The sequence below is a fragment of the Paenibacillus plantiphilus genome (assembly GCF_927798095.1).
In the GTDB taxonomy this organism is placed as follows: domain Bacteria; phylum Bacillota; class Bacilli; order Paenibacillales; family Paenibacillaceae; genus Paenibacillus_Z; species Paenibacillus_Z plantiphilus.
In genome coordinates this window covers 107,609-120,004 of sequence record NZ_CAKMMF010000003.1, presented here as the reverse complement: position 1 = coordinate 120,004, position 12,396 = coordinate 107,609, and the positions used below count along the sequence as shown (strand labels likewise).

General features: G+C 51.0%; 11 protein-coding genes. 8 read left to right on the top strand and 3 right to left on the bottom strand.

All coding sequences use genetic code 11. The features are described 5' to 3' along the window. The first annotated feature begins 76 nt into the window (after positions 1 to 76). The 3 genes from L6H65_RS03300 (at position 77) to L6H65_RS03290 (ending at position 4,513) form a co-directional block, all read left to right on the top strand. Complete coding sequence (locus L6H65_RS03300) at positions 77 to 979, top strand: LysR family transcriptional regulator (protein ID WP_236338957.1); 903 nt, start codon at positions 77 to 79, stop codon at positions 977 to 979. Positions 980 to 1,098: 119 nt separating this feature from the next. Continuing rightward, positions 1,099 to 3,390: a 5-methyltetrahydropteroyltriglutamate--homocysteine S-methyltransferase gene (gene metE / locus L6H65_RS03295; RefSeq protein ID WP_236338956.1), complete on the top strand. Its 2,292-nt coding sequence runs from the start codon at positions 1,099 to 1,101 to the stop codon at positions 3,388 to 3,390. A gap of 613 nt (positions 3,391 to 4,003) precedes the next feature. After that, complete coding sequence (locus L6H65_RS03290; RefSeq protein WP_236338955.1) at positions 4,004 to 4,513, top strand: hypothetical protein; 510 nt, start codon at positions 4,004 to 4,006, stop codon at positions 4,511 to 4,513. A 141-nt stretch (positions 4,514 to 4,654) separates the two neighbouring features. Here L6H65_RS03290 and L6H65_RS03285 read toward each other — a convergent pair whose 3' ends face one another. Further along, entirely contained in the window at positions 4,655 to 5,758 is a 1,104-nt protein-coding gene (locus L6H65_RS03285; RefSeq protein WP_236338954.1) for a serine hydrolase domain-containing protein, read from the bottom strand. Between the two features lie 383 nt (positions 5,759 to 6,141). Between L6H65_RS03285 and L6H65_RS26670 the strand changes: the two genes are divergently transcribed. Beyond that, entirely contained in the window at positions 6,142 to 6,696 is a 555-nt protein-coding gene (locus L6H65_RS26670; RefSeq protein ID WP_307728297.1) for an S-Ena type endospore appendage, read from the top strand. 57 nt (positions 6,697 to 6,753) lie between these two features. Here the strand turns inward: L6H65_RS26670 and L6H65_RS03275 are convergent, their stop codons facing one another. Further along, positions 6,754 to 7,089: a DUF3992 domain-containing protein gene (locus tag L6H65_RS03275; RefSeq protein ID WP_219871274.1), complete on the bottom strand. Its 336-nt coding sequence runs from the start codon at positions 7,087 to 7,089 to the stop codon at positions 6,754 to 6,756. A gap of 22 nt (positions 7,090 to 7,111) precedes the next feature. Continuing rightward, complete coding sequence (locus L6H65_RS03270; protein WP_236338952.1) at positions 7,112 to 7,486, bottom strand: DUF3992 domain-containing protein; 375 nt, start codon at positions 7,484 to 7,486, stop codon at positions 7,112 to 7,114. Positions 7,487 to 7,745: 259 nt separating this feature from the next. Here L6H65_RS03270 and L6H65_RS03265 point away from each other — a divergent pair, with 259 nt between their 5' ends. The 4 genes from L6H65_RS03265 to L6H65_RS03250 all read left to right on the top strand — a co-directional run bounded on the left by L6H65_RS03265 (position 7,746) and on the right by L6H65_RS03250 (position 12,394). Beyond that, the gene (locus L6H65_RS03265; protein WP_236338950.1) at positions 7,746 to 9,002 is read left to right on the top strand and encodes an ATP-grasp domain-containing protein; all 1,257 of its coding nucleotides are present in this window, start codon (positions 7,746 to 7,748) and stop codon (positions 9,000 to 9,002) included. Positions 9,003 to 9,007: 5 nt separating this feature from the next. Further along, positions 9,008 to 9,826, top strand: a complete 819-nt coding sequence (locus L6H65_RS03260) for a Rossmann-like domain-containing protein (protein WP_236338949.1) — start codon at positions 9,008 to 9,010, stop codon at positions 9,824 to 9,826. Between the two features lie 4 nt (positions 9,827 to 9,830). Beyond that, positions 9,831 to 10,634 (top strand): class I SAM-dependent methyltransferase, encoded by an 804-nt coding sequence (locus L6H65_RS03255; RefSeq protein WP_236338948.1) that lies wholly within the window; start codon positions 9,831 to 9,833, stop codon positions 10,632 to 10,634. A gap of 107 nt (positions 10,635 to 10,741) precedes the next feature. Then, positions 10,742 to 12,394 (top strand): ABC transporter substrate-binding protein, encoded by a 1,653-nt coding sequence (locus tag L6H65_RS03250; protein WP_236338947.1) that lies wholly within the window; start codon positions 10,742 to 10,744, stop codon positions 12,392 to 12,394. The last annotated feature ends 2 nt before the right edge of the window (positions 12,395 to 12,396 follow it).

Here is a 12,396-nt window from a genome sequence, read left to right as displayed (position 1 = left end):
CTCTAGCGTGAATGGGCTCCATTGCTGGAGCTGATCCGGCAACTCGATATTTGTATGAATCAAGGAGTGACGACATATGACATTGCAGCAGCTGAGATATGTGATCGAGGTGGCCGCTCGTGGCTCTATGAACGAGGCGGCCAAGCGGCTTTTTATATCCCAGCCCAGTCTCTCCAACGCGATCAGGGAGCTGGAGGAGGAGATCGGGGTCACGATTTTTGAGCGCACGAATAAAGGCATCCTGCTATCGAAGGAGGGAGCTGAATTTCTCGGTTACGCTCGTCAGGTCATCGAACAGGCAGAGCTGCTGGAGAGTCGGTATTTGAATGCCAAGCCCTCGCCGCAGCATTTCTCCGTGTCTACGCAGCACTATGCTTTTGCCGTGAATGCCTTTGTGAAGCTGGTTCGCGAGCATGGCCAGGATGAGTATGAATTCGCCCTCCACGAGACCAAGACGCATGAGATTATCCAGGATGTTCAGAGCCAGCGCAGCGAGATCGGCATTCTGTATGTGAATGAATTTAATGCCAAGGTGATCAACCGGCTGCTCAAAAACGCCAACCTGACGTTTACGAGCCTGTTTACGGCTAAGGCGCATGTTTTTATCAGTGTCAACAATCCGCTTGCCCGGCATGCCGTGGTGACGATCGATCAGCTGCAGGATTATCCGTATTTGTATTTTGAGCAGGGCGAATACAACTCGTTTCATTTCTCGGAGGAGATTCTCAGTACGCTGTCCCATCGCAAAAGCATTCGGGTTAACGACCGTGCCACGCTCTTCAACCTGTTGATCGGACTGAACGGATACACGATCTCCACGGGCGTGCTGAGCGCCGATCTGAATGGCAATGAGATCATTCCAGTTCCGCTGGCCAGTGATGAGACGATTCATGTCGGGTGGATCGGCCATCGCAATGCCGCGCTCTCCAAGCTGGCTGCGGCCTATATCGATGCATTGCATCAAACGCTGGCCGACTAAAGTGTTTGATATAGCCTTTGGCTATAACCGGTAATAGATTAAGGGTGTTACGCTATAGCTGCGCGTGTGTGCTATCTTTTTCATAGATTCCTTAAAGGAAGCAGAGGAGAGATGAAGAGATGAGAAGCGGCAACTTAGGCTACCCGCGTATTGGCAAGGGCAGAGAATGGAAGAAGGCATTGGAGTTATATTGGGCTGGCAAGCTGGAGGAGGAGACCTTCCAAGCGGAGATGAAGGCGATCCGGCTGCGCAATTTGAAGACTCAGCAGGAGCGAGGCATCGATGTTATTCCTGTCGGCGACTTCACCTATTATGACCATGTGCTGGATACGGCGGCGATGTTCGGGCTTGTCCCAGAACGGTTCCAATATGAGGGCGGTGTGCCGAGCCTGGCCGTTTATTATGCAATGGCCCGCGGCAGCCGCGAGGCGACCGCCTGTGAGATGACGAAATGGTTCAACACGAATTACCACTACATCGTGCCAGAGTTGGACAATATCTCGCCGGTGCTGACGCACAACCGTCTTCTGGACGCTTATCGCGAGGCAAAGGCCGAGTTGAATATCGAAGGCAGACCCGTGCTGGTCGGCCCGTATACGTTTCTGAAATTGTCCAAGGGCTACGCACCTGAGCAGCTGGCGGTCTGGATTGATCGGCTTCTGCCGCTGTATGGACAAGTGCTGCGCGAATTGGAAGCGGAGGGCGTGCAATGGGTACAGATTGATGAGCCGATCCTGGCAACGACGCTTGCTTCGGAAGAGCTGGACCATGTGGCGCGTATTTATGACCGTCTGACGAAGGAAGCGCCAGGCATCAAGCTGCAATTGCAAACCTATTTCGAAGCGGTGGATCATTATGAGGCTGTCGTGTCGCTGCCGGTGCATGGCATCGGACTGGATTTCGTGCATGATGGCGGACGGAATTTGCAGGCGCTGGGCAAGTACGGATTTCCCGAGGACAAGGTGCTGGGTGCGGGCGTGATCGACGGAAGAGGCATTTGGCGGGCTGATCTTCAGGACAAATTGGATCTGCTGGCTGTAATCGGCCAAGCTGTCTCGGCGGATCGCCTGATTGTGCAGCCGTCCAACAGTTTGCTGCATGTTCCCGTCAGCGCTGCGCAGGAGGGCGCGCTTGCGCCGGTGCTGCGCGAGGCGCTCGCCTTCGCCGACGAGAAGCTGGAGGAGCTTGCCCTGCTGACAAAGGCCGCCCGATCCGGCGCGGAAGCGGTAGCCTCCGAGCTTGCGGCTTCGAAGCGCAGCCGCGAGGCGCTTCAGCAGTCTCCTGCCCGCTCCCGCAAGGAGGTCCATGCACGCATTGCCGATCTGGCCTCGCAGCCGTCATCCCGTGCGGGAGATTTGGAAGTGCGGCGGGAAGTGCAGCAGAAGCGCTGGAACCTGCCGCTGCTGCCGACAACGACGATCGGCAGCTTCCCGCAGACGCCGGAGGTGCGCAGCGCAAGGCTGAAATGGCGCAAGGGCGAATGGAGCGAGTCGCAGTATGAGGCATTTATTAAAGACCAGATCAAAATCTGGATTGATGTTCAGAGCGAGCTCGGACTGGATGTGTTCGTGCATGGTGAATTCGAACGGAACGATATGGTGGAGTTTTTCGGCGAGAAGCTGGATGGCTTTGCGTTTACGGCGAACGGCTGGGTACAATCATATGGCTCGCGCTGTGTGAAGCCTCCGATTATATATGGCGATGTCGAATTTACGTCGCCGATGACTGTCGCGGAGACGGTATATGCCCAATCGTTGACGGCAACTCCGGTCAAAGGCATGCTGACAGGGCCGGTCACCATTCTGAATTGGTCCTTCGTGCGGGATGACAAGCCGCGTGAAGAGGTGGCTTATCAGATTGCGCTGGCGCTGAGGGATGAATTGGAGGCGCTGGAAGCGGCGGGAATCGGCATGATTCAAGTGGATGAGCCGGCGATTCGCGAAGGTCTGCCGCTCAAGCGGGAGCAGTGGCCGCATTATCTGGACTGGGCTGTCCGGGCATTCCGTGTCTCGACCTCTACGGTGAAGAACGAGACGCAAATTCATACCCATATGTGCTACTGTGAATTTCACGATATGATCGATTCCATCCGAGCGATGGATGCCGATGTCATCTCGATCGAAACATCGCGAAGCCATGGGGAATTGATCGAAAGCTTCGAGGAGCACACGTATGACAAAGGCATCGGGCTGGGCGTGTACGATATCCATAGCCCGCGCGTGCCGTCCGTCGAGGAGATGGCTTCCATGATCGACCGTGCGCTGCGCGTTCTGTCGCCGGAGCAGTTCTGGATCAATCCGGATTGTGGGCTGAAGACGCGCAAATATGAAGAGACAGTCGCATCACTGCGCAATATGGTTCAAGCAACCTTACAGGCGCGTGAGAAATATGCGGTACATGTAACTGGCTGATAAAATGAAAACGGGATGGATCAGGTATTATTCCTGCTCCATCCCGTTTCTATTTTGGTGATTGATGTTTGCGGCGGTAAACACTTTTCAAGTACGACTTTTCGTGCGTTCGGAACGAAACCTTTAATCGCACGGAAGTCCGGCCATTGTCGGCTGGCAATCCACATTAACATGACATTTTCACGGACAGCCTTGGCGATCTGACTATTATTTTTTCATAAATGAAGGCTTGCGTACAATCAATAGCATCAGCTCATTCATTTACTAGTAATAGAGATGCTTCATAGAGGCATGGTTTAGGTTGAATGCTTGAGCAAAAATATGAAAAATATAGTTTTATAGCATAAATACAATTTTAATAGCGTGAGGAGTTCGGGATTGCTGTGTCAGTAGGAGGGGCTTAGAGATGTGCAGTGGCAACTCGAAGTTTAACGGGTCAAGATTTGCTTGTTGTACATCCAGCTCTTGTTCACCCAATCATTGTACATGTTCAGGCGCTCTAAGCTGTGACGGAATACCTCGTAAGAAAGGTGTAACTGGTCCAACAGGAGCGACCGGGGCAACGGGAGCGACAGGCGGAACGGGAGCTACAGGAGCGACAGGAGTAACGGGAGTGACAGGAGCAACAGGTCCCAACTTTGCTGCAGAAGGATTTTCAGCTTTTTTGGCTACCCTTACACTAGCAGCTAGCGGGCAGCTTACTAATTGGTCTGTTGCAAATCCCTATTATGGAAATGCTAATTTTAATCCGGTGACGGGTAATTATACGATTCCGGTTACTGGGAGATACTCCATTGCAGCAACAATAAACTATTCCACAACGGCGGCAATTTCCGCAGTCCTTGGCGCTGGAATTAATCCCTTTTTTGTTGTCCAGCGAACATCGCCTGCAGTCACGAACCTGGTGAGTGGGCTTTTACCTATTTTGAATGTCAATATTGTATTGCTTTTGACATTAAGAGCGGTTCTTGGCAATGGCGCAGTTACGTTGGCTGGCGAGGTTACATTATCAGCAGGAGATGTTGTGGGGCTTTTTTACAATGCGAATGGACTGACAATTTCACTTAACATAGGTAGCGGAGCTACGAATGGAGTCGTTTGGTCTATGCACGAAATAACGTAGGTGTTCAAAGAAAATAATGTATGAATACAAAAGGCGGCAGCAATGAACGAGAAAAAATCATCGACTGCCGCTGTGTTGTTCAACTAACGTTCTCCTTTAGTTGAACAACTTGTACTCTTCTGCCCGCTCCGAAAGCTGTTCTCACTGGCTCGCCTCAAGAATCTTTCCAAGCGTATCCCCAATTCTCAAAATATCGGCACCGTCATTGTTACTCAGCACAATGACGGTCATGTCATCCAGCGTGTAATGCATGAGATATGCGACGAAACCTTGAATACGTCCGGTGTGAGCATAAATTTTTCTTCCTTCATCCACGACGACCCGACCGTAGGCAGAATTATCTTTGAAAGGTGTAAGCATGGCCTCCGTCGAGATTTTCTTGATGAGTTGTTCCGTATAGAGCGCCCGATCCCATTTGTACAGATCATCGATCGTTGAATATATCCCTCCGGAGGAATAAGCAGTACTCATATCGACGAACGGCGCCTCGGAAGGCGTATCAAGACCGTTGGTATAACCAACCGCGAATTGTTTTTCCGCTATACCTTCATCTCGGATACCCGAATTGTTCATCCCAAGTGGTTTAAATATATGCTCGTAAATATAGTTTTCGTACGTCTGCTTGCTGACCCGTTCAATGATGGCGCCTAGTACGATATAGCCTGAATTGCTGTACTTTGACATGCTTCCTGGCTCAAAATCCAGCGGTTTATCTTTAAATTTGTCCAAGTACTGTTCGACCGTTATCTGCTGCCCTATCGTCTCTAGATAATCTGGAAAGCCAGTAAAATCCGGAATACCGGAAGTATGGGTGAGTAAATGGTGGATCGTGATTTTGTCGCCATGTGGATAATCGGGCAGATATTTATGTATAGGATCTTTCACATTCAGCTTTCCTTGCTCTTGAAGCTGCATAATGGCAAGCGCAGTGAATTGTTTGGTGACGGAGGCGATTCGGAAAATGGTGTTCGGGGTGTTTGGTGATTTCGTCTGCAGATTCGCCATCCCGTATCCTTGGCGAATCAAGACTTTACCTTTCTTAGCGAGCAATACAGAACCATTGAATTTGAGTTTTTGCAGATAGGCATCTACTTTGTCTGAGAAGGATTCAACTTCTGAGCTGGCTGTTGGCTGGGTCTGTGTCGGCGTGGCCGGGGTCGGTACCGAATTTTGTTGGTTATTGGATGTCGTACACCCAATGGTTAAGGAGCAAATTAGCATTGTGATCACAGCAACTTTTTTCATACGCACCATCCCTTTTCAATTAATTAACAATAAGTTACGTTCATACTTAAAAATGGTTTCAAAATTTAGGTTATTTGTACAATTAAATGTAACATCTTGTTTATGAGCTTCGCACAAAATACCATCCATAGGGATTAAACTTTCCTGCCCGTTAGGGAGCTTAATGCAGCATCGTCAGATTAGTACTTTATTTTCTTTTGACAGTAGGCGATGATGCTGTGAAGCGTATTCATTTCTTCAGAAATAATTGTTGGCCACGTATGACCATGTGCTGAATAGCTACATTTAATATAAGTATTCACCTGAAAATCCACTCCTTAAAAGAAAGGGGGAGAACACTGAAAAGGAAAAATTGCGGAAGGAAAGATGCCTTATTCCCATCGATGATCGTTTTTATGGTGAATCCCTATTGTACTCAGAAAAGCAAGCGGAGGATCAAATGCGCAACAAAGAAAAAAAGTTGTAAAAAGAGAAGGCGGAGGAGGAGATGCCTTCCAATCTTTCCTCGTCCTCCAAAGAGTTGTCACAAATCAAGACCAACACCATGCTCCTCCTCCCATTGTAAAGATCCAGTAGATCCAGCGAAAAAACCCGGCAATCGCCTTGTAGAAAAAGAATGCTGCGGGAATTTGTTAATCCAGGGCAAACAGCCCGGATTTCAAATATGGGGGGCTGCTGTTGAATTGGGCAACAGGGTTGCGCAGATCAGTGTTTATTCCAATCCAACCAGCACGGATATTTTAGAGGTGGAAATTGAGGGAACTGCGAAAGGGCATTTGTATGTACCGCCAGGCAATACAGTCAATTTTCTAAGCCAAGGCATTCAATCAGTGAAAATTTCTGTTCAAGGCAATGAGCATACCTATGTGGAAGGGAAATACGTCGTTTCCATCACGCTTGATCTGCCGGATACGCCCGCCTCCGATAATGAGCAATAAGAAAGGTGGTCCTTCATCAACTTAGAAGAGCCACCTCATACATAGCGGTTGAAACGATTATAGGTTATAACGCACTGTAATACAAAATTCGCCTTGCGCTGCTGCTGTCGAGACGATTGAAATGGTGTTAAATCGTGCCACAGTAAATGAGGAGCTTCCTCCAGCAGGAATAACGATGGTTTGAATGGGAGCGACGACCCCCGTTATGAGAAAGTTCACGGTCAAAGATCCAGTGCCAGTCTCATACTTGATATATCCAGTGCCGCTGATGATTTGGGACATATTGTCCGTGTAGATGATCTGGGTCCCTGCTGCTGCTAATTGCCAATTCGTGCACACCTTGTCTTGCACAACAATTTTATCCGAGCAACAACTAAGTGTTGAATTGCACATGTGCGAATCTCCTTTCGTGCTTTTATTGGACAGGGTAGCGGGTAGTGATGCAGAATTCACCTTGATAAGTTCCTGCTGATGCTGCTGGCAGCGTTATTTGTATAACACTGAAACGTCTGTAAGTAAAAGCTATGCTTGTTCCCGGCGCAACTGTAATTGGAGCAGGATTAATCGGGTTTCCTGTACTGTCAAGAAAATTGAATGTGATATCGTCTGGGCCGATATCATATTGCAAATATCCCGTACCCACAATATTTTGATTGATGTTATTCGTAAAGGTGACAACAAGAACATCAGCCGCGACAACTGTACCGCTCCAAGGTGTACATACTTTATCTTGCACGTAGTCTTTATCAGCACAGCAAGTTAAAGCGATTGCAGTATTGTTACAAGCCATGGCTAGACCTCCCGACAATGGTTTCTAACTATTTAATGCAGACAAGAATCTGCCCGCTTGGACATCTGCCGGAGTTTTATCTTTTTTAGATTGACACTCGATATTCCAGTATAGTATATTCATCTTGCTCCTATATCGTAATAATTACTAATAAATTGATGGAAGGCGATTCCGCACTGGTTTGCATGAGGGTGCTGAGAAGGGAGCATGTCCAAAGTTCGTATTGAGAACGACTATTACTATGTATCGGAGGTCTACGATGTCACATTTGTTGATGATTGAGAGCTGGGTGGGAGCAAGCGGCAATCTGCTGCCGCCACTTCTGAAGTCGCTCGGACACAGCTATACGTTCGTTACCCGCAAGCCCCAGCATTATCAAAGTCCGCTGAGCACGGAGCAGCATCCTGTTATACGGCATGCCGACTCGGTACTCGTCACGGAGACGAACGATATTCCAGGCTTGATCGAATTTCTGCGGCCGTACCGTTTTGACGGTGTCATTACGGTCTGTGATTATTACATCGATGTTGTGCGCGAGGTGGCGAGGGCCTACAATCTCCCATGCCCGTTCCCTGATGCGGTGAAGAATGTGCGGCAAAAGCATCTCATGCGCCAGGCGCTTGACCGGGCCGGATTGGCCAACCCGGGCTATCGCCTTGCGAGCAGTTGGACAGAGACAGAGGAAGCAGCAGCGGCAATCGGTTATCCGCTAGTGCTGAAGCCGGTAGATCTGGCATCCAGCGCCTTCGTCAGCCTCATCCAGAACGAGAAGGAGTTGCGCGACGCTTATGAGGCGCTGGAAGCTTTTCCGCTTAATTTCAGAGATCAGGCCAGAGACTGCACCTATCTGCTTGAGGAGTATATGCGGGGCGAGGAGGTAAGTGTGGAGAGCGTCTCCTGCAATGGCGAGATTACGATTTTGGGCATTACGGACAAATCCATTACCGGAACGCCCTACTTTATCGAGAATGGCCATATGTTCCCGGCAAAGCTGAATGATGACATTTACGCCGAGGTGACGCAATTCGTTCGGAACGCGCTGGAGGCTGTCGGCTTCGATCATGGTATTGCCCATACGGAAGTGAAGCTTACAGCTGCGGGCCCGCGCATCGTCGAGATCAATCCAAGAACAGCCGGCAATTACATTGTGGAGCTCATCGAACGAGTTACCGACATTGATTTGCTCCATGCCTTCGTAGATCTCTCTATCGGCGAACAGCCTGTCCTAACTGCCAAGGATAGCGGCATAGCGAGTGCGGCGGTTATGTTTCTCGTTCCTCCCCGGGGCGGCACTATCACCCGCATTGAGGGGATTGAATCGCTGCAATCGGATGAACATGTCGTCCGCTGCAAGATCGAGGATTGTGCAGGCAAGTCGGTCGAGACGCCGATTGACAACGCCTGTTACCTGGGCCACATCATCGCGCAGGATACCGAAGGCTTGAATGCCAGAGATTATGCAGAACAAGCGCTTGCGCGGATCACTCTCAGCTTTGAGCAGCGAGTGGAGGTGTGAAGCGAGTGCAGACAAGAGACTGTTGTACGGTTGCAGATTTGCGGGAGGCTATATTGGAAGGAGGGCTGGGCCCCAAGCCGGATACACTGCCGATTACAGGGGCATCGTCGATTTACCAGACGACTCAATTCCCATCCTCCGCGATCAAATATCACAATTACTATTTGCTGCTGAGAGTGGAGGCTTATTTTGGCGCCTGCTCCCATACGGTTGATCAAGTGGCTGCGGAGGCTGCGGCACAATTGTCCGGACTTTCTCTGGATGCCGCGCTGCGGGACGACAGGCTCCCCGTACAAATTGCGGCGATGGACGCTTATCTGGGCGTCGTCTATCCTCACCTGAGTCTTTGCGCCAACGTGGTGGATATCCCTGCGGGAACGCCGATTCAAAAGGCAAGACAGCGTGACGCCCTCATCGCGGAGATGGCTGACATTGGGCCAGGTCATAAAGTGGCCCTTATCGGTGTCGTCAATCCGCTCATCGAGGCTATCAAGCAGCGCGGGGGGACTTGTCTGCCCTGTGATCTGCAGCTGAAAGAAACGCAGTGGGGAGAAGCTGTCGAGCAGGATATGAACATCGTGCTGGAGCAGGCCGACAGTGTCATCTGCACGGCTATGACATTAAGCAACGGGTCGTTCGACCGCATCCTGGCGCGTGTGCGGGATAGAGGAATTCCGCTGACCGTTTACGCACAGACGGGAAGTGCGGTGATCGCCCAATTTGTGGGCAAGGGTGTTGCTGCGCTTATTGCCGAGCCGTTCCCTTTTACCCAGTTCAGTGCAGGCGCTTCCCAATTATACAGCTATACAAGCAGAGGGGAGTAAGGGGATGACGATGAATTTCATAGTCGATACAGATAATTTCCTCCATACGAATCCTTCGCTCTATCTGGCATTTAACGGCGAGCATGACCAGAGCATGGCGCACTTTATACATAAGCTGTTAATGGCGTACAAAGCGGGGAAAAAGGTACTGGATATCGGATGCGGGCCAGGGCGCGAGGTGGCTTACCTGAACGGTGCCGGATATGAGGCTGTCGGTCTGGACAACTCGGAGGAGATGCTCGCCTGGGCTAGAAAGCATTATTCCGAATCGTCCTTTGTGTATGGCAATCAGGCCGACTTTTCGCTGCAGCAGCAGTTCGATGCGCTGATATGCGCAGGCAGCACCTTCCTATACAACTTCACCAATGAAGAGGTGCTCGCGAGCCTGCAATGTTTCCGCAACCATCTGCATAAAGGCGGGCTGCTCTATCTCGATATGCGCAATGCCGCTTTCTTCCTGACGAAGGAAGGACAGCGCTGGCTTACGGAGGAGCTGGTTGAGCAGAGGAAGCTGGGCGACACGGTCGTTTCGCTCCGGACGCGCTTTAGCATCGACCCCGCGAGCCAAATGCTGGAGCGGGACTACAGCTGGACAGTGGCAGGGCATGAGCCCATTGTAGAGCATTTAAGACATCGGCTCCTGTTCCCGCAAGAGATGGCCTATTATCTCGCTTCAAGCGGCTTCCGCGTTCTGCAGCTTTTTGACAAACCGGCGCCGCATGTCGATCACTATGATCCGGAACGCCCCTTGGACTTTAGCCATGACATGCTGGGCAGACGGATGCAGGTCATTGCGCAAGCGGTGTAGGAAGCACAGTTCTACAGCAGATTTTAATTAAGGGAAAAATGAACAAGTGACAGGGGAAATTGAAACTAACATCAGATACCGTACTGCGGAGTGGAGGATACTAAACGATGAAAAAGGTTTTATTTTTAAGTGCTTTAATCGTAATTATTACATTGGTGGGCTGCAGCAATAACAGCAATACGGCGTCAACGGGAAATAACCCGGCTGGAACAAAGGATAGCGCGGGGGCAGGCAGCGGTCCGGACACATCGGACAAAGCGGACGCAGCAGATAAAGCAGGCAACGCGGACAAAGGAGACAACGCGGACAAAGGAGACAACAGGGAGCTGATTGTGGCAGGTCAGGAAATCGCCGCTAGCTTAGATCCTGTCAAGCCGCTCACCTCCAGCTATTTGAGAAATATCGGCGCGGCAGAAGCGCTGTTCAAGGTGGACGCGGGGGGCAAGGTTCAGCCTGAGCTTGCAGAGAGCGCGGCAGAGGTTGACCCCACGACGTGGGAGATTGAGTTGCGGCCCGAAGCACGCTTCTGGAGCGGCAAAGCCATAGATGCTGATGCGGTGATCGCCTCGCTGGAGCGCTCCAAATCGCTAGATTTGCAGGCGAAGCCTTTTCTGGAGGAGCTGACCTTTGCCAAAAAGGATGATTACACGCTGCAGGTCAAGACGAAGCGCAGCCACATGCAGGTGCCGCTGAACTTGTCCTATTACCAGACTGTTATTCACAATGCGGAGGCCAAGCATGACGCGATCGGGACGATGGATCTTACCGGCATGTATAAAGTGGTGGAATTCAGTCCGAAGCAGAAGATGATTCTGGCATTGAATGAGAATTATTGGGGAAAGAAGCCCGTCATTCAAAGGGTCGTCTATGAAGAAATCAGCGATGAGCAGACGAGGGTGCTCTCCGTATTAAGCGGGCGCAGCCAAGTGGCGCTGAATATTGGTACAACGAGCCTTGCGCAATTTAGAGACAGCAAAGAGGCAAAAATTTCGGCTACTCCAGCGGCCAATACGCAAACGATTTATCTCAATCTGGGCAAGCCTCAGTTCGAGGATGTCAGGGTCAGGCAAGCGCTGTCCTGGGCGCTGAATCGGGAGGAGCTCGTCATCCTTGCGGCGGAAGGGGAGAGTATTCCCGTTTCGACATGGCTGGGCTCCAATCCGGCATTCGCAGAGGCGAAGAATGCGGTCTACATCAAGTTCGACCCGGACAAAGCTGCGGAGCTGCTGGATGAGGCGGGATGGGCACTAGGCTCTGAGGGCATTCGCTATAAGGACGGGAAGCCTTTGACGCTGCGATTGATGACATGGGGCGGTGATAAAGCATTGGGAGAAGCGCTGCAAAACCAATGGACCAGTGTCGGCGTGAAAGCGGAGGTGCAGCATGGCGACTACAGCCTGATCCAGACAGCCCGCGAATCCGGCGATTGGGACGCCTCGATTGAAGCATGGAGCACCTTCGGGGATGAGCTTACGCTGTTGACAGGCCAATATGCGCCGGAAGGCAGCGCCAACTATGGCGGCTTTAACGATGCCGAAACGAATCAACTGCTGGCCCGATTGGCGGAAGAGTCGGATGGAGCGGCACGCAATAAGCTGGCTCTCCAGATCAATGAGCGGGTTGCCGGACAGGCGCCGGTCATCAGTCTGTTCCCGCGTCCGCAAATTACTGCGGTAAGTGGGAAGCTTCATGGATTTCAAGACCACTTCAGACAGTTCGAGAATACAGTGAACGCAAACTTGACTCTGGATTCGAAATAGGC

Bases quoted from the DNA above. Each gene is read 5' to 3' on its own strand.
- L6H65_RS03275 (WP_219871274.1), bottom strand. From the start codon at position 7,089: ATGTGCAATTCAACACTTAGTTGTTGCTCGGATAAAATTGTTGTGCAA.
- L6H65_RS03300 (WP_236338957.1), top strand. From the start codon at position 77: ATGACATTGCAGCAGCTGAGATATGTGATCGAGGTGGCCGCTCGTGGC.
- L6H65_RS03265 (WP_236338950.1), top strand. From the start codon at position 7,746: ATGTCACATTTGTTGATGATTGAGAGCTGGGTGGGAGCAAGCGGCAAT.
- L6H65_RS03270 (WP_236338952.1), bottom strand. From the start codon at position 7,486: ATGGCTTGTAACAATACTGCAATCGCTTTAACTTGCTGTGCTGATAAA.
- L6H65_RS03255 (WP_236338948.1), top strand. From the start codon at position 9,831: ATGACGATGAATTTCATAGTCGATACAGATAATTTCCTCCATACGAAT.
- L6H65_RS03285 (WP_236338954.1), bottom strand. From the start codon at position 5,758: ATGAAAAAAGTTGCTGTGATCACAATGCTAATTTGCTCCTTAACCATT.
- metE (WP_236338956.1), top strand. From the start codon at position 1,099: ATGAGAAGCGGCAACTTAGGCTACCCGCGTATTGGCAAGGGCAGAGAA.
- L6H65_RS03250 (WP_236338947.1), top strand. From the start codon at position 10,742: ATGAAAAAGGTTTTATTTTTAAGTGCTTTAATCGTAATTATTACATTG.
- L6H65_RS26670 (WP_307728297.1), top strand. From the start codon at position 6,142: ATGATCGTTTTTATGGTGAATCCCTATTGTACTCAGAAAAGCAAGCGG.